General features: G+C 68.5%; 15 protein-coding genes. 8 read left to right on the forward strand and 7 right to left on the reverse strand.

The window, feature by feature from the left end; genetic code table 11:
- Nucleotides 1-146 precede the first annotated feature (146 nt).
- Nucleotides 147-3,464, forward strand: coding sequence for a maltotransferase domain-containing protein (locus J2847_RS13155; protein ID WP_209779391.1), 3,318 nt, complete (start codon nucleotides 147-149; stop codon nucleotides 3,462-3,464).
- A 5-nt stretch (nucleotides 3,465-3,469) separates the two neighbouring features.
- On the opposite strand, the gene J2847_RS13160 is transcribed toward J2847_RS13155, so the two are convergent.
- Nucleotides 3,470-4,357 (reverse strand): AraC family transcriptional regulator, encoded by an 888-nt coding sequence (locus tag J2847_RS13160; protein ID WP_209779392.1) that lies wholly within the window; start codon nucleotides 4,355-4,357, stop codon nucleotides 3,470-3,472.
- Nucleotides 4,358-4,432: 75 nt separating this feature from the next.
- Between J2847_RS13160 and J2847_RS13165 the strand changes: the two genes are divergently transcribed.
- On the forward strand, nucleotides 4,433-5,524 hold the full coding sequence (locus tag J2847_RS13165; protein WP_209779393.1) for an alpha/beta hydrolase: 1,092 nt from the start codon (nucleotides 4,433-4,435) through the stop codon (nucleotides 5,522-5,524).
- 150 nt (nucleotides 5,525-5,674) lie between these two features.
- On the opposite strand, the gene phaC is transcribed toward J2847_RS13165, so the two are convergent.
- Nucleotides 5,675-7,480, reverse strand: a complete 1,806-nt coding sequence (gene phaC / locus J2847_RS13170) for a class I poly(R)-hydroxyalkanoic acid synthase (RefSeq protein WP_085556893.1) — start codon at nucleotides 7,478-7,480, stop codon at nucleotides 5,675-5,677.
- 297 nt (nucleotides 7,481-7,777) lie between these two features.
- Here phaC and J2847_RS13175 point away from each other — a divergent pair, with 297 nt between their 5' ends.
- Nucleotides 7,778-8,113 (forward strand): hypothetical protein, encoded by a 336-nt coding sequence (locus J2847_RS13175; RefSeq protein WP_233474489.1) that lies wholly within the window; start codon nucleotides 7,778-7,780, stop codon nucleotides 8,111-8,113.
- A gap of 132 nt (nucleotides 8,114-8,245) precedes the next feature.
- Here J2847_RS13175 and J2847_RS13180 read toward each other — a convergent pair whose 3' ends face one another.
- Complete coding sequence (locus tag J2847_RS13180) at nucleotides 8,246-9,670, reverse strand: HlyD family type I secretion periplasmic adaptor subunit (protein ID WP_209779395.1); 1,425 nt, start codon at nucleotides 9,668-9,670, stop codon at nucleotides 8,246-8,248.
- Nucleotides 9,671-9,728: 58 nt separating this feature from the next.
- The gene (locus J2847_RS13185; RefSeq protein WP_209779396.1) at nucleotides 9,729-11,357 is read right to left on the reverse strand and encodes a type I secretion system permease/ATPase; all 1,629 of its coding nucleotides are present in this window, start codon (nucleotides 11,355-11,357) and stop codon (nucleotides 9,729-9,731) included.
- Nucleotides 11,358-11,833: 476 nt separating this feature from the next.
- Here J2847_RS13185 and J2847_RS13190 point away from each other — a divergent pair, with 476 nt between their 5' ends.
- The 3 genes from J2847_RS13190 to J2847_RS13200 all read left to right on the forward strand — a co-directional run bounded on the left by J2847_RS13190 (nucleotide 11,834) and on the right by J2847_RS13200 (nucleotide 14,686).
- Nucleotides 11,834-12,361, forward strand: a complete 528-nt coding sequence (locus J2847_RS13190; protein WP_085556889.1) for a peroxiredoxin — start codon at nucleotides 11,834-11,836, stop codon at nucleotides 12,359-12,361.
- A gap of 248 nt (nucleotides 12,362-12,609) precedes the next feature.
- Entirely contained in the window at nucleotides 12,610-13,599 is a 990-nt protein-coding gene (locus tag J2847_RS13195; protein WP_233474490.1) for an extracellular catalytic domain type 2 short-chain-length polyhydroxyalkanoate depolymerase, read from the forward strand.
- 4 nt (nucleotides 13,600-13,603) lie between these two features.
- A complete protein-coding gene (locus tag J2847_RS13200; protein WP_209779398.1) occupies nucleotides 13,604-14,686 on the forward strand; it encodes an extracellular catalytic domain type 2 short-chain-length polyhydroxyalkanoate depolymerase in 1,083 nt (360 codons plus the stop codon).
- An 81-nt stretch (nucleotides 14,687-14,767) separates the two neighbouring features.
- Here the strand turns inward: J2847_RS13200 and eno are convergent, their stop codons facing one another.
- The gene (gene eno, locus J2847_RS13205; RefSeq protein WP_209779399.1) at nucleotides 14,768-16,045 is read right to left on the reverse strand and encodes a phosphopyruvate hydratase; all 1,278 of its coding nucleotides are present in this window, start codon (nucleotides 16,043-16,045) and stop codon (nucleotides 14,768-14,770) included.
- A 153-nt stretch (nucleotides 16,046-16,198) separates the two neighbouring features.
- Nucleotides 16,199-16,984: an alpha/beta fold hydrolase gene (locus tag J2847_RS13210; RefSeq protein WP_209779400.1), complete on the reverse strand. Its 786-nt coding sequence runs from the start codon at nucleotides 16,982-16,984 to the stop codon at nucleotides 16,199-16,201.
- Nucleotides 16,985-17,104: 120 nt separating this feature from the next.
- Here J2847_RS13210 and murJ point away from each other — a divergent pair, with 120 nt between their 5' ends.
- Entirely contained in the window at nucleotides 17,105-18,652 is a 1,548-nt protein-coding gene (murJ, locus tag J2847_RS13215) for a murein biosynthesis integral membrane protein MurJ (RefSeq protein WP_209779401.1), read from the forward strand.
- Between the two features lie 4 nt (nucleotides 18,653-18,656).
- Here the strand turns inward: murJ and J2847_RS13220 are convergent, their stop codons facing one another.
- Entirely contained in the window at nucleotides 18,657-19,529 is an 873-nt protein-coding gene (locus J2847_RS13220; protein ID WP_209779402.1) for a sulfurtransferase, read from the reverse strand.
- Nucleotides 19,530-19,761: 232 nt separating this feature from the next.
- Here J2847_RS13220 and fliN point away from each other — a divergent pair, with 232 nt between their 5' ends.
- On the forward strand, nucleotides 19,762-20,064 hold the full coding sequence (gene fliN / locus J2847_RS13225) for a flagellar motor switch protein FliN (protein ID WP_085556883.1): 303 nt from the start codon (nucleotides 19,762-19,764) through the stop codon (nucleotides 20,062-20,064).
- Nucleotides 20,065-20,200: the final 136 nt, after the last annotated feature.

The following is a 20,200-nucleotide window of genomic DNA, read 5'->3' on the forward strand; positions in this document are numbered from 1 at the left end:
CTTCCGTGATCCCGGGGGTTGAGCCGCGAGGGCCACGCGCCGGTGCCGGGTTGCCGTCCAACGACGATCCTACATGGGGACGATCCCACATGGGGTTGCGCGGACTGTCAACGGTCGAAACCGGCGGCAATCCGCGAGGGGATTCCATGACCGAGACCGGACCGCGCATCTACAACCTGTTTCCGACCCTGGTCGGCCCGGTGCGCGATTGGGCGGGCCATCTGCCGCGCATCCAGGGGATGGGCTTCGACTGGGTGTTCCTGAACCCGATCCACCAGCCGGGATTCTCCGGCAGCCTCTACGCGGTCAAGGACCCGTACCGGCTGCACGAGGCCTTGCGCGGCGGCGCCACCGAGAGCGATGACGAGTTGCTGCGCGGCTTCATCCGGCAGGCGGCCGAGCACGGCCAGTCGGTGATGATGGATCTGGTGATCAACCACACCGCGCGCGACGCGCTGCTGGTCGGGCAGCATCCCGACTGGTACCTGCGCGGGCCCGACGGCGACCTGCACAGCCCCGGCGCCGTCGATCCCGCCGACACCAGCCGGGTGACGGTGTGGGGCGACCTCGCCACGCTGGATTACGGCAAGCCCGAGGCGCGCGCCGGGCTGGTCGAGTATTGGAGCGGCTATCTGCGCCATTGCATCGGCTTGGGCGTGAAGGGCTTCCGCTGCGACGCCGCCTATCAGGTCCCGGCCGAGGTGTGGCGCAGCCTGATCGACGCCGCCCGCTCCTGGAACCCGGAGGTCAAGTTCTTCGCCGAGACGCTGGGCTGCACGGTGGAGCAGGTGCGCGACCTGTGCGGCGCCGGCTTCGACTTCCTGTTCAACAGCGCCAAATGGTGGGACTTCAAGGCCGACTGGCTGCTCGACCAGTATGAGGCGTTCCGCTGGATCGCCCCGTCGGTCGCCTTCCCGGAGAGCCACGACACCGACCGGCTCGCCGCCGAGGTCGGCAGCCAGGACCATGTCCGGCTCGCCGCCCAGCTGAAGATGCACTACCTGTTCGCCGCCAGCTTCTCCACCGGGATCATGATGCCGGTCGGCTTCGAGTACGGCTTCACCCGCAAGCTCGACGTGGTGAACAGCAGCCCGGCCGACTGGGAGCAGCCGAAGCTGGATCTCACCGGCTTCATCGGTGCCGTGAACGCCATGAAGGCGGCGGCCCCGGCGTTGAACGTCGAGGGGCCGCAGCGCCGGATCACGGCACCCCACAGCCCGGTGCTTGGCCTGCTGCGCACGGTGGACGGCGCCGCCCCCGACGGCCCGGACGGGGCCGCCATTCTGCTGCTGAACCCCGACGAGAACCGGCCGCACGCCATCGACCCCGGTCCGCTGCTGGCGGCGACCGGCGGCGGCTTCCGCGATTTCGAGGACGTGACGCCCGAGGCCGCGCCGCTGCCCTTTGAGCCCGGCGCGCCGCTGAACCTGCGCCCGCTGGAACTGCGTGTCTTCCGCGCCCAGCCGGCGCAGGCGCGCCCCGTCGAACTGCACGACGTCGAGGAACGCGGCTGGATGGACCGGATCGCCGCCGGCCGGATGACGATCGAGAACGTCTATCCGGAGCTGGACGGCGGCCGATTCGCGGTGAAGCGCGTGGTCGGCGACCTGATGGAGGTGTGGGCGGACATCTTCACCGACGGCACCTTCGTGCTCGCCGCCGTCGTCACCTACAAGCCGGTGGACGAGACGGAGTGGCGCGAGGCTCCGATGCGCCTGCACGAGAACGACCGCTGGGTCGGCCGGGTGCCGCTGACCCGCAACACCCGCTATGTCTACAGCATCGAGGCTTGGCGCGACGTGTGGGAAAGCTGGCGGGCCGATTTCAAGAAGAAGGTCGACGCCGGCCTGAACGTCGATCTGGAACTGGTCGAGGGCCGCCGCTTCATCGAGCATTCGATCACGCTGAACGAGGCCGAGGGCCGCGCCGCGCTGCGGGTGGTGGTCGACCGCATGCAGCGGCTCTCCGGACCGGAGCTGGTCGCCTACGCGCTGTCCGACGAGCCGCGCCAGGCGATGGCGCGCTATGGCGAGCGGCAATACAAGTCGCGCTACGTGCGCGAGCTGGAGGTCTATGTCGACCGCACCGCCGGGGCCTTCTCGGCCTGGTTCGAGATCTTCCCGCGCTCGGCCTCGCCGGATCCGTCGCGGCCGGGAACCTTCGACGACGTCGTGACCCTGCTGCCGATGGTCCGCGACATGGGCTTCGACGTGCTGTATTTCCCGCCGATCCACCCGATCGGCCGGGCCTTCCGCAAGGGCAGGAACAACACGCTGAACCCCGGTCCGGACGATCCCGGCGTGCCCTACGCCATTGGCGCGGAGGAGGGCGGGCACGACGCCATCGACCCGACGATCGGCGATTTCGAGGGCTTCCGCCGGCTGGTCCGCGAGGCCAAGCGGCATGGGCTGGAGATCGCGCTCGACTTCGCGGTGCAGTGCTCTCCCGATCACCCCTGGGTGAAGGAGCACCCGCACTGGTTCTACTGGCGCCCGGACGGCACCATCCGCTACGCCGAGAATCCGCCGAAGAAGTACCAGGACATCGTCAACGTCAGCTTCTACCGCGAATCCTATCCGGACCTGTGGTACGCGCTGCGCGACGTCGTGCTGCTGTGGTGCCGCGAGGGGGTGCGCATCTTCCGCGTCGACAACCCGCACACCAAACCCTTCCCCTTCTGGGAATGGATGATCCGCGAGGTGCAGGACCGCTACCCCGACGCCCTGTTCCTGGCCGAGGCCTTCACCCGGCCCAAGCTGATGCAGCGGCTGGCCAAGGTCGGCTACACCCAGTCCTACAGCTACTTCACCTGGCGCAACACCAAGGCGGAGTTGACGGAGTACCTGACGGAGCTGACCCAGGGGCCGTCCAAGGAGTACATGCGGCCGAACTTCTTCGCCAACACGCCGGACATCCTGCCACCGATCCTGACCGAGGGCGGGCGCCCAGCCCATATGTCCCGCGCGGTGCTGGCGGCGACGCTGGCCGGCGTCTATGGGCTCTACGGCCCCTATCTGCTGTGCGAGGCGGAGGCCTATCCCGGCAAGCAGGAATACAACCACTCAGAGAAGTACGAGATCCGCCACTGGGACTGGAACCGGCCGGGCAACATCCGCGACTACGTGACGGCGATCAACCGCATCCGCCGGGAGAACCCGGCGCTGCACGGCTTCACGAACTTGAAGTTCTACAACGCCTACGACGACAACATCCTGCTCTACGGCAAGATGACGGCGGCGAAGGACAACGTGATTCTGATCGCGGTCAACCTCGATCCGCACAACGCCCATGGCGGGACCATCGAGGTGCCGCTGTGGGAACTGGGCCTGCCGGACGGCGCCCATGTCCAGGTGGAGGATCTGTTCAGCGGCCATCGCTTCACCTGGATCGGCAAGTTCCAGCATGTCTGGCTCGATCCGCAGAATCCGGCGGCGATCTGGCGCATCACCCCGCCGGGGGTGTGATCGCGTCACCCGAAGCTCTCGCCGAGCAGCCGGTAGAGCCAGAAGGACTCGTGGGTGGCCATGAGGTCGGTCAGCTTTCCCGGAGAGAGGCCGGTGAGCCGGCGGACCTCCCGGCCCATGTGCGATTGGTCGGAAAACCCCAGATCGTTGGCAAGCGCCGCGAGGTCGAGCGTCCCGGCCTCGCGGTTCCGTGCGGCGTGGACGGCCACCTCCTCGACACGCGCGAAAAGCTGAAGCTCGCGACGGCTCAGGCCGGTCCACCCCTTGATGCGGCGCTGGGCCTGCCGCACGCCCCGGCCGGCACCGGACAGCGCCGCCCTCACCGCCAGCGAGCGCAGCCAGTCCGCCATCAGCGGTGCCCGTCCGTTGCCATGTGGACGCGAATCGGACCACAGCGGCTCCAGCAGATCCTCCAGCCGATGGAAGGCCGCGACGTCCGTCTCCATCCCGAGAAGGGTCTGGAAAGCCGCCAGCAGCGGACCGGCGACGGCCCCCTCCAGCGGCAGGACCCGGCCGACGAGGCGTTCGGCGTCGATTCCGATAAGGGAACCCAGGGCTTCCGGGTAGAAGGCGACCGACAGGGCGTGGACCGGTCCGGGCGACCAGCTTGAGACGGGGTGGCGCTGCGGTTCGGACAGGACCAGACTCGGCAGGGGCGGGCCGAGGGTCGGCGGGGTGCCGTCTCCGTGCTCCTCCACCATGTGGAGCGTGCCTTCGAAGATCAGCGAGACCATCGACATCGGCGTCGCCGGGTAATGGTTGAAGCGCTGGTCGTCCGACAGCGTGGATGCGCGCGTGTCGCGCGCCACACCGGCGAAGATGCCGGCGGCGAGCGAAGGGCGGGGCAGCAGCAGGCGGGCGGAGGCAGCGGACAGAGAGGCAGCGGGCGGCATCGCCGGTGACGTTTCCGTTCTATATGGCGGGTCTGGCTCCAGGGAGAAGTGGTCATCCGACCACTGGAGCCGAACATGGCCAAGACGATACTTCAGGGGCGCCTGCGCCACAAAGTCCGCAGCCTCGCCACCATCAGCCTGCTTTCCGCCCATGTGCTGGCCCGCCGCGCCCTCGGCAGGCCGCTGGTGCCGGAATGGAGTCCTCTGTTCGAGATCAGCAACCTGTTCTGGCGGGCGCAGTTCAACCACGCCTTCGCGCTTCGCGACATCGCCGAAGCCCGCGCCTATTTCGACAGCCTGGTTCACGTCCTGGACCGTGTTCCCGACGTGGATGTCCATCCGAGCCGTCCCGGCGAGCCACGCGGCGACTGGTTCATCCCGCGCGTCCGCAAGGGGGAGGCCACGCTGCTGCACTTCCATGGCGGCGGGTACAGCTTCTACGCCGACGTGACGCGCCGGTTCATCGCCATGCTGGCCGACACGCTGGGGTTCCCCGTCTTCGCCCCCGACTACCGCCTGACTCCCGAGCATCCGCATCCGGCGCAGATCGAGGACGGGCTGGCGGCCTACCGTTTCCTGCTTTCCGAAGGCGTCCAGCCGTCCCGCCTCGTTGTGTGCGGGGATTCCGCGGGCGGCCACCTGACCTTGATGACGCTGGTCGGGTTGCGCGCGGCAGGCTTGCCGCAGCCGGCGATCGGGATCGGCCTCAGCCCGTGGACCGATGTCGGACGGCGCGGCGCCAGCCAGTTCGGCAACGACCGCTACGATCTCGTGCAGGGCTACATGACCCTGTGTTTCGCGGACTGGCTGAAGGGCGGGGGCGGCTTCGGCGACGTCGAACTCTCCCCCATCCACCAGGATTTGCGGGGGCTGGCGCCGCTTTACCTTCAGGCTGGCGGCAAGGAGATCCTCGTCGACATGATCCGCGACTTCGCGCGGGAGGCCCGCGACCAGGGCGCGCGGATGCGCCTGGATGTCTGGGAGCACATGACCCACGAGTTCCAGGCGCATGGGCAGGAGCTTCGCGAAAGCCGGGAGGCGCTGGAGCGGCTGGGCGAAGCCATCCGCTGGGCACTCGCTCCGGACGGGGTCGGCTTCCCCGCCATGTCCGGGACCGAACTGGATGCCCTCCGCGTCGAACCGGCCCTTGCACCGGCCGGCGGCTGACGGGAACGGCGATACGCACCCTGCCGGAGGAAGGGGGGCGGCAAGCGGGCGAGAAACCGCGTCCTGTGAGCGATCCCCGCCCGTGCGCGCGCCTCACACCAGCCCCTCTCCCGCAAGGGGAGAGGGGCTGCGAAGGGACCTGCGTCAGCCTCAGTCGTTCTTGACCTTGGCGTAGCTGCCGGGCGCGTCCTCGATCACGGCCAGCTTGCCGTCGCCGGGCTGGCGGGCGGGAACCTTGCCGTCGGCGAAGCCCGACACCCAGCGGTTCCACTCGGTCCACCAGGAACCGGGGGTCTGGGTCGCCGTCTCCAGCCACTCGTCGGGCGACTTGGGCAGCTTGTCGTTGGTCCAGTAGCCGTACTTGTTGGCCGCCGGCGGGTTGACGACGCCGGCGATGTGGCCCGAGGCGCCCAGCACGAACTTCACCGGGCCGGTGAACTGCTGCGCGCCGGCGTAGGTGCTCTTCCAGGGCGCGATGTGGTCCTCGCGGGCCGACAGGAACATCGTCGGGACCTTGACCTTGGTCAGGTCGATCGGCACGCCGCCCAGTGTCACCGCGCCCGGCTGCACCAGCTGGTTCTTCTGGTACATGTTGCGCAGGTAGAAGCTGTGCATCGCCGCCGGCATGCGGGTGCTGTCGCCGTTCCAGTAGAGCAGGTCGAACGGGAACGGATCCTTGCCCAGCAGGTAGTTGTTCACCACGAACGACCAGATCAGGTCGTTGGCCCGCAGCATGTTGAAGGTGGTCGCCATCTTGGCGCCGTCGAGATAGCCCTGCTCGGCCATCTGGCCTTCGATGTAGGTCAGCTGCTCCTCGTCGATGAAGATCGACAGCTCGCCGGCCTCGGTGAAGTCCAGCATGGTGGTGAAGAAGGTGACCGACTTGATGCGGTTGTCCTTCTTGACCGCCATGTAGGCGAGCGTCGAGGCGAGCAGCGTGCCACCCAGGCAATAGCCGATGGCGTTGACGTCGTCCTCGCCGGTCGCCTGCTTGATGGCGTCGAGCGCGGCCAGCGGGCCCTCGAACATGTAGTCCTCGAAGCCCTTGGCCGCCAAGGTCTCGTCCGGGTTGACCCAGGACAGGACGAAGACGGTGTGGCCCTGGTCGACCGCCCACTTGATGAAGCTGTTCTTCTCGCGCAGGTCGAGGATGTAGTACTTGTTGATCCAGGGCGGCACGATCATCAGCGGGCGCTTGTTCACGTCCGGCGTGGTCGGCGTGTACTGGATCAGCTGCATCAGGCTGGTCTGGAAGACCACCTTGCCCGGCGTCACCGCGATGTTCTTGCCGAGCTGGAAGGCGTCGTAATCGGTCATCGAGATGCGCAGCTCGCCCTTGCCGCGCTCCAGATCCTTCAGCAGATGCTCCAGGCCCTTGACCAGATTCTCGCCGCCGCTCTCGATGGTCGCGCGCAGAACCTCCGGGTTCGTCATGACGAAGTTGGAGGGCGCCATCGCGTCGACGAACTGGCGGGTGTAGAAATCCACCTTCTTGGCGGTGTGGTCGTCGAGCCCGTCCACCTGGTTCACCGTGGACTGCATCCACCGGGCGCTCAGCAGGTAGGACTGCTTGATGAAGTCGAACAGGGTGTTCTCGTCCCAGGCCGAATCCTTGAAGCGGCGGTCGTCCTTGGCCGGGGCGATGACCGGCTGGGTGTCCTGGCCGAAGAAGCGCTGCGTCGTACGCTGCCACAGCGTCAGGTAATCCTGCCACAGCGACATCTGCGCCTGCATCAGCTTGGCCGGGTCGGCCATCATGCGGGTGGTCATCTCGAGGAAGGCGTGGCCGACGCCCATGGGATCCGGACCGGCATTCTTGGAGCCGATGCCATCGGCGGCCTGACGCGACAGGAACTCGGAGACAAGCCGCTGGCTCTGTTCGGCGATGCGGGACATCGCGCGGGACATCTCGACCGGATCGGGAAGCTTGACGTCGGGGGCCTGATTCTCGGCCATGGGTTCGGTCCTTCTTGTCTTAAGCGAGTTTTGCGCTTCAGGAGGGGCGAGCGGGCGGCTATACAACAGGCGGAGCGGTACCAGAATCGCCGGACCGACCTGCGACGGCCGTCCCGGCGATGCGGTGCGCGAAAGTTGTGAGAGTCCTCATACACCGCTGCTGTGAAGATTTCATTTCACGCGTCGCCGCACAAGAGCGGCGATGCGGCAAGCGACAAGGGGCGGGCGATGGCCAAGGGTGGACGCGAAACCACGGCGGTTCGGCGCGTGTTGGGAGCGGTTTTCGTTGCTACGCCTATGGTTTTGGGCGTTGCAGCATGCAGCGAGCGGGCGCTCGACACCGGCCTGCTCGGCTCCGTCACCGGCGAACCCTCGCCGGTCAGCGACAATCCGTCGCCCATCCGCGCGATGACCGGCGAGCGCACCGACTATCCGAATCTCGGAACGGTTCCGCCGCGCCCGACCGACCTGACCACCGAGGCGCAGCGCCAGACCGAGATGGACCGGCTGGCGAAGGACCGCGAGGCGTCGCGCCAGCGCAAGGCCGCCACCGAGGCCATCCCCATGCCGGAGCCGCTGCCGACCCCCATGTCCGTTCCGCCCAAGCCGAACCTCCAGCCGGGCCGCAGCTGAGGGGCGGCCAGGCGGACTTGCGCAAACTGGCTCAAGCGTAAGAAAAAAGCCCCGCGTCCGGCTGGACGGGGGGCTTTTTTGTGGTCGATGGCCGTTCCTCGTCTCCCCCGTCCGCGGACGGGGACCGCCGGATCATTCCTGGATGAAAGCCTTCACGTAGGACTGCTTCAGCGGCTGGATCAGGTAGTCGAGCGGGGTGCGCGGGGCCAGGACGATGCGGGCCTCCACCGGCATGCCGGCCTTGATCTTCAGGTTGTGGACCTGATGGGTGTCGGAGTCCTTCAGGCGGACGCGGGCCAGATAATGCTCCTGCCGGGTCATCGGATCGGTCACGCGGTCGGCCGAGACGTAGGACACCGTGCCGTCGAGCGAACCGACGACGCGGCTGTCGTAGGCGGTGAGCTGGATCTTCACCGGCAGATCGACCGCCAGCGACTTGACGTCCTTCGGCTGGACCTTGATCTCGGCCAGCAGGGCCTGGTTGTCGGGAACGATGTCGAGGATCGGCTCGTTGGCCGCGATGGTGCCGCCGACGGCCGGGTGGCCGTACATCACGACGTTGCCGTCGTCCGGGGCCTTGATGGCGCGGTTGTCGAGGCGGTTGCGGGCGTCGCGGATCTGCTCGGCGTACTTCTGCACGTCGCCGCGGGCCTTCTCCAGATCGACCAGCACCTTCTCGCGGAAGTCGCTGCGGCGGCGCACCAGATCGCCCTGGGCGTCGACGGCGGCCTGACGGGCCTGCGAGATGCGGGCCTCCAGCTCATGGCCGCGGGAGTGGAGCTGCGCGTTCTCCTTCTGCTGCTCGACCATCTTGGTGCGGGTGGCGTTGCCGCGGTCGAGCAGGCCCTGGGTGATCCGCATGTCCTCCTCGGACAGCTTCAGCTCGCGGGCGAGGAACTGGCGCTGCTGTTCCAGGCTGCGGACCTCGTCGCCCAGCGAGGCGACGCGCTCCTGGCTCAGCTTGGCCTCGGTCTCGAGCTGCGAGCGGCGGACCTGGAACAGGGTGTCCTGGTTGCGCATCGAGGTGTCGACGGCGGGGGTGCCGGCGCGGCGGTCCAGCAGGTCCTTCGGCCACTCGATGGCGCCCTTCTCGAACAGCTCGGCCGAGAGGCGGGCCTCCAGCGCCAGCGTGTCGAGCCAGGAGGCGTTCAGCATCTCCAGGCGGGTGAACGCCTCGGTGCTGTCCAGCCGCATCAGGACCTGGCCGGCCTTCACCCGGTCGCCTTCCTTGACCAGGATCTCGCCGATCTGGCCGCCCTCGGTGTGCTTCACGACCTTGCGGCCGGTCTCCGGGGCGAGCGCGCCGGTCGCCGAGATGGCGCTGTGCAGGGGAGCGATCGCCGCCCAGCCGGTCATGCCGCCCAGACCGACCGCCAGGACCAGGAAGCCGCCGGTCAGCAGGCCGCCGATGCTGGTCTCCGGCACCATCGACCGCAGCGCGTGGAGCGAGGTGATCTGCATCGACTTGCGGGTTGGCTTCGACTGGTTCGATTCCGGCTGGTGCGGCGTCTGGTTCGGCTGGAGCGGGGTCGGGAAGGTCGTGGTCAGGGTGGTCATGTCGCTATCCTTGTGCTCGGCGTCCGGAGGGGGCTTGGGGCGGGGAAGGGGTGCCGGCTCAGCCGGCGGCCCCCATGGCCGCACCGACCGGCGCGGGGCCGAGGTTGCGGAGACGGGCGAAGTTCACGCCCTGCTGCGCCTGCTGGTCCTGACGCGGCAACTCCATGGCCATGCCGTTCTTCAGCACGTAGGTGCGGTCGGACAGGTCGACGAAGGCCGGGGAATGGGTGCAGACGATGGTGGTGGCGCCGCGCTTCTTGGCGGCGGCGATGAACTCGCGGACCGACTTCATGCCCAGCTCGTCCAGGCCGGCGGCCGGCTCGTCGAGGACCAGCAGGGGCGGCTGGCCGAAGCCGGCGCGGGCCAGACCGATCATGCGGGCCGAGGCGCCGGTCATCGGGAACAGCGGGTCGGCGACGTCGGTGTCGTAGCCGGCGGGCAGCGTCTCGATCCACTCGTGGATGCCGACGGCCTTGGCGGCGGCCTCGACCTGCTCGCGGCTGGCGGTGGCGAAGCGGGCGATGTTGTCGGCGATGCTGCCGGGCAGCAGGTCGACGTGCTGGGGCAGGTAGCCGATGCCCTGCTCGGGAGTCTCGGGGCTCAAGGTGGCGACGGACAGGCCGCCGAGGCGCACGGTGCCGGCCGAGGGGATGGCGACGCCGGCCAGCAGGCGGGCCAGGATCGACTTGCCCGCCCGGTTCGGACCGGCGACGCAGATGGTCTCGCCCGGCTCGACCGTCAGGGACACGCTGCGCAGCACCGGCTTCTGATCGCGGGGGGAGACGAACAGCAGGTTCTCGACGACGAGGCGCTCGTTCTCGACCGGCACGGCGGGACGCTCCGGCTCACGGGACAGGCGCTTCAGCAGCGGCAGCAGGCGGCTGGTGGCCTGGTAGGAGCGGATCAGGGCACCCCAGGCGCCGGCGGTCTGCTCGATCGGGGCGAGGCCGCGGCCGACCAGCATCGAGGTGGCGATCATGCCGCCGAAGGACAGGTGCTGCTCGATGACCAGCCAGGCGCCGGTGGCGGTGACGGCGATCTGGAGCACCATGCGCAGCCACTTGGTGGCGGCGCCGATGGCGGCGGACCGCTCATGCGCCAGACCCTGGAGCGCGCTGGAGGTCAGGAAGTCGCGGGACACCGAATCCATGGCCGAACCGCCCATGCGCAGGCCGCGCACCGTGTCGGACTTGGTCAGCAGGGCGTCGAACAGCTTCTGGGCACGGCTGGAGGGCTGCTTGCCGTCCTCGGCGAAGCTCTTGACCGCGACATGGGCGATCCAGCCCATCAGCGCCATCAGCAGCATCGAGACGACCAGGATGGCGGCCAGCATCGGGTGGATGACGTAGATGCCCAGCACGTAGAGCGGCGCCCAGGGCAGATCCATCAGGGCCGGCAGGCTGGGGCGGGACAGGGCGCCCTTGACCTCCATGAGGTCGGCGAGCGGCGCCGAGTCCGGTCGGCCGCGGCCGGCGGAGTCGAGCGCCTCGGCGGTCAGGCGGCGGCGCCACTTGACCTCCAGCGCGTTGCCGGCGCGGGCCAGCAGGCGGGAGCGGACCATCTCCAATCCGGCGCTGAGCGTCAGGGCAATGACGACGATGACCGTCAGCATGATCAAGGTGTCGTAATTCCCCGACGGGATCGCCCGGCTGAACACCTGCAACGAATAGAGCGGCATCGCCAGCATCAGAAGATTGATGGCGGCGCTGAAGACAAAGGCACTAACAAGTATCCTTGAGAAATAACGGCGATTGAAAATCGATTCCTTCTTGGCCTTGTCAGCCGTCGATCGCGAAGTCGTCTTTTCGGTAGCAGGCATGAAGAGCCCTCCAATTGTCACCGTTTGGCGCAGTGCCCACTGGATGCAGGCGAGGGACAGAAGACGCCATCTTGGTAAACGCACCCTTAAGAAGAGTGCCCGTCACAAGATTGCCACCGGGACTTACCACTTAATCCCACAGGAGCGGGGCGCCGGAGCGGGAGTCCGGGCGCGTCCGGGGAGGATTCCGCAGGAGGGACGGCATGGAGGGACGGATCCGCGCAGGCGGGCCTCCCTGGTTGGAGCACAGGTGCGAAACGGGTATCGTGCCTTTCGGTTTTCATCTCGTCGGCCGTGCACCGCCCGGCCGGCCATCGCCATCTTGAGAGAGTCGGAGACGAAGCATGGAAGGGCGCAAGGTTCCCTCGGTCGTGTTCAAGACCCGCGTGCGCGACGAGAGCGTCGGCGGGCCGAATCCGTTCCGCTGGCAGGATGTGACGAGCGACGATCTGTTCGCCGGCAAGCGCGTCGTGGTGTTCTCGCTGCCCGGCGCCTTCACCCCGACCTGCTCGAACGAGCAATGCCCGGCCTTCGAGCGGATGTACGAGGAGTTCAAGGATCTCGGCATCGACGAGGTCTATTGCCTCAGCGTCAATGACGCCTTCGTCATGTTCCAGTGGGGCAAGAGCCTGAACCTGAAGAAGGTGAAGCTGATCCCCGACGGTTCGGGCCACTTCACCCGTCGCATGGGCATGCTGATCAACAAGGATCACGTCGGCTTCGGCCAGCGGTCCTGGCGCTACGCGATGGTCGTCAAGGACGGCGTCATCGAGAAGTGGTTCGAGGAACCGGGCATCAACGACGCGGGCGAGAACGGCGATCCCTACACCGTGTCCTCGCCGGAAACGGTCCTGGAGTATCTGCGCTCCTGATGTGTTGGCGGTCGTTCGGCCGCGGGAAATGGGCCGGTGGAGGAGAAGCCTTCGCCGGCCCTTTTTCATGACCGCACTCCCTGTGGAGAGCGGTTTCATTCATTGGCACGCAAAGCTCATTTATCCCCCAGGACAAATCTCTTTAAGGTAGACTTTTTCAGTCATCTTGCTACGTTCCGCTGCGCAATGGGTGGCGGGAATACGTGATTATGGCGCACAAGCGGCCAATCCTGTGGTTTCTGGTTGTCATGGCCGTTCTCGCCATGACCGGCGCGGGCATTGCCCAGCCGGCCAAGCCCGCGCCGCTCGGCTCCTTCCGGGTGGATCTGGCCAAGACCTCGGTGTCGGGCCTGTCGGCCGGTGGGTTCATGGCGACGCAGTTCCATGTCGCGAACTCCGCCTCGGTGATCGGCGTCGGGGTGGTGGCCGGTGGCGCCTATCTGTGCGCGGCGGAGAATCCGCTGCTGGCGGCCGCCTGCATGCAGGCGAACGGCTTCTGGCCGCAGGCCCAGGCCCTGTACGAACAGGCGGTTCCGCTGGCCGGGCTGGGCCGGATCGATCCGCTGGAGGGCGTGAAATCGGCGCGCGTCTACCTGTTCAGCGGCCGCAACGACATGATCGTCAGCACGGCGGCGGTCGACGCGGTGCAGGATTTCTACCGCGCCGCTAAGGTGCCGGCGAACCAGATCCGCTACGAGAAGGGGATCGAGGCCGGGCACGGCTTCATCGCCTCCGGCGGGCCGAACGACTGCAACGCCAACCGGCCACCCTACGTCAACGCCTGCGGCACCTACGACCAGGCCGGGCAGATCCTCTCGCACGTCTATGGCGGGCTCAACCCGCCGGTTTCCGAACCGCGCGCGGCCGTCCCCTTCGACCAGAGCCCCTTCCTTGGGCCGGACGGATCGGACCGCAGCGGGCTGGCCGACACCGGCTATGTCCATGTGCCGCCGGCCTGCGCGGGCGGGGCGGTCTGCGCGGTTCATGTCGTCTTCCACGGCTGCCGCCAGTCGGTCGCCAGCGTCGGCGACGCCGTCACCACCGTCGCCGGCTACAACCAATGGGCGGCCAACAACAATCTGATCGTGCTGTACCCGCAGATGGCGGAGGGGCGACCCGGAAATCCGCTCGGCTGCTGGGATTGGCGCGGCACCACGGGGCAGGATTACGCGACCAGGAGCGGGGCGCAGATCGCCGCGATCAACGCGATGTTGAAAACCTTGGCAGGGCAGAGGTAATCCCATGACGACACGCGCAAGATTCTTGTCCGGCTTGGCCGTCGCCGGCCTGCTGGTATTCGCCGTTCAACCGGTCGCCGTCCAGCCGGCCCAGGCGGCCGAGCTTTCCCTGGCGAAGCTGAAGCTGAAGATCGACCTGTCGCAGACGACGGTGTCGGGCATCTCGTCGGGCGCCTACATGGCCGGCCAGTTCCAGGTCGCCTATTCCGACATCGTGAAGGGCGCCGGCATCGTCGCCGGCGGCCCCTACGCCTGCGCCGAGGTGTCGCCCGGCGGGCTGGCCCCGGCCGTCGTCGCGCTGAAGCGCTGCATGGACACCTCGCTCGGCGCCCCCGACGTGCCGGCGCTGGTCGCCAACGCCCAGGCGCGCGAGAAGGCCAAGGACATCGACCCGCTGGCCAACCTCGCCCAGTCGCGCATCTACCTGTTCAACGGCGACAACGACAAGACCGTCACCCGCCCGGTCGCCGAGGCGACGGCGCAGTTCTACAAGGCGGTCGGCGTGCCGGACGCCAACGTCAAGTACGTGAAGCTGCCCAAGGCGGCCCACGCCTACATCACCGACGGCTATGGCGCGGCCTGCGACTTCATCCCGAAGGAAGGGCAGAAGAGCGAATACATCAACGACTGCCAGTATGATCAGGCCGGCGACATCCTGAAGCACCTCTACCCGGACACCAGGACGCCGAACGCGCCCGAGGCGGCGAAGAAGGTGGCGTTGTTCGACCAGACGCCGTTCGTCGGCGACACCAGCCGCACCGGCATGGCGACCAGCGGCTACATCTACGTGCCCGAGGCCTGCCAGCAGGGCCAGACCTGCAAAATCCACGTCGCCTTCCACGGCTGCCAGATGCCGGCCAACCTGATCGGCGACCATTTCGCCACCAAGACCGACTACAACCGCTGGGCCGACGTGAACAACCTCGTCGTGCTCTACCCGCAGATCGATTCGACGGCCAAGCCGAGTTCCAACCCCAAGGCCTGCTGGGACTGGTTTGCCTACACCGGCTACGACTTCGCCCGCAAGGGCGGTTTCCAGATGACGGCGATCCGCAAGATGCTCGGCGCGCTGGCGGACGAGCAATAAGGACCGCACGGCAAGCCCAACGAGAAAGCCCCTCTCCGGCGGACCGGAGAGGGGCTTTTTCACACACTCACACCCCAGACCTTACGCCTTCAGGATGCCGCGGCCGGCGAAGCGGGCGGCGACGCCGAGCTGCTCCTCGATGCGGATCAGCTGGTTGTACTTGGCGAGACGGTCCGAACGGCTCAGCGAGCCGGTCTTGATCTGGCCGCAGTTGGTGGCGACGGCGAGATCGGCGATGGTGCTGTCCTCGGTCTCGCCCGAACGGTGCGACAGGACGGCGGTGTAGCCGGCCTTGTGCGCCATGTCGACGGCTTCCAGCGTCTCCGACAGGGTGCCGATCTGGTTGACCTTCACCAGGATGGAGTTGGCGACCCCCTTCCTGATGCCGTCGGCCAGACGCGCCGGGTTGGTGACGAACAGGTCGTCGCCGACCAGCTGCACCTTCTTGCCGATCGCCTCGGTCAGCGCCTTCCAGCCTTCCCAGTCGTCCTCGGACATGCCGTCCTCGATCGAGATGATCGGGTAGCGGCCGACCAGATCGGACCAGTAGGCGACCATCTGCTCCGGCGACAGGGACTTGCCCTCGCCGGCCAGCTCGTACTTGCCGTTCTTGAAGAACTCGGTCGAGGCGGCGTCGAGCGCCAGCATGACGTCGTCGCCCGGCTTGTAGCCGGCGGCCTCGATCGCCTTCATGACGAAGCCGAGCGCCTCGTCGGTCGAGCCGATGTTGGGGGCGAAGCCGCCCTCGTCGCCGACGTTGGTGTTGTGGCCGGCGTCCTTCAGCTTCTTCTTCAGCGACTGGAAGATCTCGGCGCCCATGCGGATGGCGTCGGCGCCGGTCTCCGCACCCACCGGCATGATCATGAATTCCTGGATGTCGATCGGGTTGTCGGCGTGGGCGCCGCCGTTGATGATGTTCATCATCGGCACCGGCAGCAGCGACGCGAAGGCGCCGCCGACGTAACGGTAGAGCGGCAGGCCGGCTTCCTCGGCCGAGGCCTTGGCGACCGCCAGCGACACGCCGAGGATGGCGTTGGCGCCGAGGCGGGCCTTGTTCGCGGTGCCGTCCACCTCGATCATGGCGAGGTCGATGGCGCGCTGGTCGGCGGCGTCGAGGCCGGCGAGGGCGTCGTACAGCTCACCGTTGACCGCCTCGACGGCCTTAAGCACGCCCTTGCCGCCGTAGCGGCCCTTGTCGCCGTCGCGCAGCTCGACCGCCTCGTGGGCGCCGGTGGAGGCGCCCGAGGGGACGGCGGCGCGGCCGAAGGCGCCGCTTTCCAGCGCGACGTCCACTTCGACGGTCGGGTTGCCGCGGCTGTCCAGAATCTCGCGGGCGTGAATCTCGGTGATGGCGCTCATGGTCGGTCGATCCTTCGCGAAAAAAGCGGCCGCGCTGTTGGTTCGGGCCGCGTTTTGGGGCGCGCTGGCTTGATAGCCCCGGAGTCCGGGGGATGCAAGGTCTGCTTGGGCGAGGATCTCTCCGCCAAAGCGCCTATTCGGACGAAAGCCGCGTCAGACGAAGGCTTCGACCAGCCGGGCGAACTCCTCCGGCCGTTCGGCGTGCAGCCAGTGGCCGGCGCCCTCGATCATGGCGATCTCGGCCTTGGGGAAGCGGTGGCGGATGGCCTCGTGATGCTCCGGCAGGATGTAGTCGGACTTCGTGCCGCCGACGAACAGGGTGGGGCCGTCGTACCGGGCGTCGCCGAGGTCCGGGTAGCCGATCAGATCGCCCATCGCGTTGCCGATGGCGTCGAGGTTGATCCGCCACGCGAACTTCCCCTCCTCCAGCACGAGGTTCTGCATCAGGAAGGACCGCAGCGGCGCCTCCGGCACGGCGTCCACCAGCTGCGCCTCGATCTCCTGCCGGCGGCTGTGCCCTTCCAGCTTGGCGGCCTTCATGGCGGCGACGAAGGGGGCGTGGGTGTGGCTGTAGGCGACCGGCGCGATGTCCGCGACGACCAGCCGCTCGACCCGGCCGGGGTGGCGCAGCGCCAGCGTCATCGCCGCCTTGCCGCCCATCGAGTGGCCGACCACGGCGGCCCGCGCGAATCCGCGGTCGTCGAGGAAGCGCAGCACGTCGTCGGCCATCGCCTCGTAGGTCATGGCGTCGGCCCACGGCGCGCCGCCGTGGTTGCGCAGGTCGAGCGCGTAGACCCGGTGCGATTCGGCGAAGCGGCGGGCCAGCGTCTGCCAGTTGCGGGCCGACCCGAACAGGCCGTGCAGGACCAGGAGCGGCGTGCCGCCGTTGGCTTCGCCGGCTTCCAGGTAGGTCAGGGCCAGGGGGTGGGACTGCGGCATCGGTCGGGATCCGTTGTGCTGGACGGGACAGGGCGGTGATCCTATGACGATAGCGGCGGTGCCGCCAGGATGCCGCTGCGTTTTTCCCGGCCGCGTTTTTTCTCGAAGGTCCCTGAAATCGTGTTCCGTCACATTCTGTCCGTCGGCGGCCTGACGCTGGCCAGCCGGGTGCTGGGCTTCCTGCGCGACGTGCTGACCGCGTCGCTGCTCGGTGCCGGTCCGGTCGCCGACGCCTTCTTCGTCGCTTTCCGGCTGCCGAATCACTTCCGCGCGTTGTTCGCCGAGGGGGCCTTCAACTCGGCCTTCGTGCCGCTCTTCTCGGCCAAGCTGGTGCAGGACGGGCAGGGGGCGGCCAAGCGTTTCGCCGAGGAGGTGATGGCGCTGCTGCTGGTCGTGCAGCTGCTGTTCCTGCTGGCGGTGCTGGCGGTGATGCCACAATTCATGACGGTCTTCGCCCCCGGATTCGCCGACGAACCGGAGAAGTTCCGGCTGGCCGTGCTGTTCACCAGCATCACCTTCCCCTACCTGCTGTTCATCTCGCTGGTCTCGCTCTATGGCGGGGTGCTGAACAGCATGAGCCGCTTCGGCGCCGCCGCCGCCGCGCCGATCGTCATGAACCTGTGCCTGATCGCGGCGCTGGTGCTGGCGACCCCGCTGATGCCGAGCGCCGGGCACGCGCTGTCCTGGGGCGTCTTCGTCTCGGGCGTCGCGCAGTTCGCCTATCTGGCCTGGGACGCGCGCAAGGCCGGGATGGGGCTGCGGCTGGCGCGGCCGCGCTGGTCGGCCGACGTGAAGCGATTCCTGACGGTGCTGGGGCCGGCGGCGCTGGGGTCGGGGCTGACGCAGATCAGCCTGTTCGCCGACACGCTGATCGCGTCCGCCCTGCCGACCGGGGCGGTGTCCTATCTCTATTACGCCGACCGGCTGAACCAGCTGCCGCTGGGGGTCATCGGCATCGCCGTCGGCACCGTCCTGCTGCCGGAAATGGCCAAGCGCATCAAGGGCGGCGACGAGGCCGGCGCGGTCGACAGCCAGAACCGCGCGGTCGAGTTCTCGCTGGTGCTGACGCTGCCGGCCGCCGTCGCCTTCCTGGTCGCCGGGCTGCCGATCGTCGCGGTGCTGTTCCAGCACGGCGCCTTCGGGCCGAGCGACGCGGCGGCCTCGGCCGCGACCTTGCAGGCCTACGCGCTCGGCCTGCCGGCCTTCGTGGTGATCCGCAGCCTCGTCAGCGGCTTCTACGCCCGCCACGACACGGCGACGCCGGTGCGGGTGGCGCTCGCCGCCGTCGCGGTCAACGTCGCGCTGAAGCTGGCGCTGATGGGCCCGTTGGCTCAGGTCGGGCTGGCGGTGGCGACCTCGGTCGGTGCCTGGGTCAACGCCGGGTTGCTCGCCTGGCTGCTGACCCGGCGCGGGCTGTTCAAGGCCGACGCGCGGCTGCTCCGCAACCTGCCGCGCATGGCCGCCGCCGCCGCCGTCATGGCGGGCGTGCTGTGGCTGGTGCAGGAGCGGCTGTCGCCCTGGCTGACGGCGCACGGCCTGTTCGAGCGGCTGGCGGGGCTGGCGCTGCTGGCCGTGGCCGGGATTGTGGCCTACGCGGTCGCGGCGCTGGCGCTCGGTCTGGTGCGGCGCTCCGACCTGTCCCGTCTGCGCCGCCGCCGCGCCGCGTGAGGAGTCAGCCGGCGTTCTTGAGCGGCCGGGCCGGATCGGCGCTCCACTCCGACATGGAGCCGTCGTAGAGCCGCACGCCGGCCACGCCGGCGATCTCGCTCAGCGCGAACCACGACACCGAGGCAAGGTGGCCGGTGTTGCAGAAGGTGATCGGCGCGTTGTCCAACCCCAGCCCGGCCTCGTCGGCCAGCGCCCGCACCGTGCTGGCCGGCACGAAGCGCCCGTCGGTTCCGGAATAGAAGGCGCCGTTGTCGATGTTGACCGCGCCGGGCAAGGTGCCGGCGGCGCGCGCCTGCGGGCTCTTCGCCTTGCCGGCGAACTGCTCGGCCGATCGGGCGTCGTGCAGCGGCGTGGTGCCGGCGGCGACGGCGGCCTCGACCTGGGGCAGGGTGGCGCGCAGGTCGCCACGCGGGGCGGCGGTGAAGGTCGTCGCCGGACGGGTCGCCGGCTCGGCCTCCACCGGGTTGCCGGCGGCGGTCCACGCCTTGAAGCCGCCGTCGAGCACCGACACGGCGTCGTGGCCCAGCGTCCGGAACGTCCAGTAGACCCGGGTGGCGTTGCCCATGTCGGCGGCGTTCGCGCCGGCCGCGACCAGCACCACATGGTCGGCGTTGCCGATGCCCAGCCCGCCGATCATCCGTTCCAGCGCCGCCTCGTCCGGCAGCATGCCGGGGCCGGCGCCGATGGTGGCGCGCCAGCCGGCCGTTGCGTAGTCGGAATGGAGCGATCCCGGAACGAAGCCGCCGGCCGGCGGCGTGCGGACATCGAGCACGACGAGGCCGGGGGTGCCGAGCTTGGCCTTCAGCCAGCCGGCATCGACCAGCGGCGTTGCGGGCAGGGGCGTCCTGGTTGTGGGCGTTGTGGTCTGGTCGGTCATGGCGTGACGCTGCTCCCCTTTGGAGAGTCCCTGGTGGCCGGCGCGGTCGTTTCGCCAACGGAACGCGCGTGGAGGGACGGGTGGGCGCCGCCCCGGTGGCCGCCAGTGTGGGGGAAGCCCATTCTTGTCGCAAGGCCGCGGTTGGGACGGCGTTGCCCCACCGCCGCCGCCGGGTGTAGGGTGGCGGGCTCGTCACAGGACCGCGCCCGCTCGCGCGGCGGAGGACCGTTCCATGGCCAACATCGACGACCTGCTCGGCGCCCCCGACCCCAACGACGGGGATCCGGGGTCCTTCGCCATCGGCGACGCGCCGGTGGAGATCAAGGTCGTGATCGGCACAGCCATGCTCCGCGTCCGCGACCTGCTGAAGCTGGGCCGCGGCGCCGTCGTGGAACTGGACCGGCAGCTCAAGGACCCGACCGACGTCTATGTGGAAGGCGTGCTGGTGGCCCGCGGCGAGGTGGCGATCATCGACGACAAGATCGGCGTGACGCTGACCGATTTCATCAAGTCCAGCCGCGAGTGGAAGCGTTGAGCCGTTCCTTTCGTGGAGCGCGGCCGGTCCTTGCGACCCTTTGTCCTCGGCGTTCGACGTCTGCGTCGCGCGACCCGTCTTGACGGGTGGCGGTGGCTTCTGGTCTCGTGGCCGCAGGTTTTCGAACCGGCGGCCC

Source organism: Azospirillum agricola, assembly GCF_017876095.1.
GTDB classification, from domain to species: domain Bacteria; phylum Pseudomonadota; class Alphaproteobacteria; order Azospirillales; family Azospirillaceae; genus Azospirillum; species Azospirillum agricola.

Coding starts and splice junctions, on each gene's coding strand:
- J2847_RS13160 (WP_209779392.1), bottom strand. CDS start 4,357: ATGCCGCCCGCTGCCTCTCTGTCCGCTGCCTCCGCCCGCCTGCTGCTG.
- phaC (WP_085556893.1), bottom strand. CDS start 7,480: ATGGCCGAGAATCAGGCCCCCGACGTCAAGCTTCCCGATCCGGTCGAG.
- J2847_RS13165 (WP_209779393.1), top strand. CDS start 4,433: ATGGCCAAGACGATACTTCAGGGGCGCCTGCGCCACAAAGTCCGCAGC.
- J2847_RS13195 (WP_233474490.1), top strand. CDS start 12,610: ATGGCCGTTCTCGCCATGACCGGCGCGGGCATTGCCCAGCCGGCCAAG.
- J2847_RS13200 (WP_209779398.1), top strand. CDS start 13,604: ATGACGACACGCGCAAGATTCTTGTCCGGCTTGGCCGTCGCCGGCCTG.
- J2847_RS13155 (WP_209779391.1), top strand. CDS start 147: ATGACCGAGACCGGACCGCGCATCTACAACCTGTTTCCGACCCTGGTC.
- J2847_RS13220 (WP_209779402.1), bottom strand. CDS start 19,529: ATGACCGACCAGACCACAACGCCCACAACCAGGACGCCCCTGCCCGCA.
- J2847_RS13180 (WP_209779395.1), bottom strand. CDS start 9,670: ATGACCACCCTGACCACGACCTTCCCGACCCCGCTCCAGCCGAACCAG.
- fliN (WP_085556883.1), top strand. CDS start 19,762: ATGGCCAACATCGACGACCTGCTCGGCGCCCCCGACCCCAACGACGGG.
- J2847_RS13185 (WP_209779396.1), bottom strand. CDS start 11,357: ATGCTGGCGATGCCGCTCTATTCGTTGCAGGTGTTCAGCCGGGCGATC.
- J2847_RS13190 (WP_085556889.1), top strand. CDS start 11,834: ATGGAAGGGCGCAAGGTTCCCTCGGTCGTGTTCAAGACCCGCGTGCGC.
- J2847_RS13210 (WP_209779400.1), bottom strand. CDS start 16,984: ATGCCGCAGTCCCACCCCCTGGCCCTGACCTACCTGGAAGCCGGCGAA.
- eno (WP_209779399.1), bottom strand. CDS start 16,045: ATGAGCGCCATCACCGAGATTCACGCCCGCGAGATTCTGGACAGCCGC.
- J2847_RS13175 (WP_233474489.1), top strand. CDS start 7,778: ATGGTTTTGGGCGTTGCAGCATGCAGCGAGCGGGCGCTCGACACCGGC.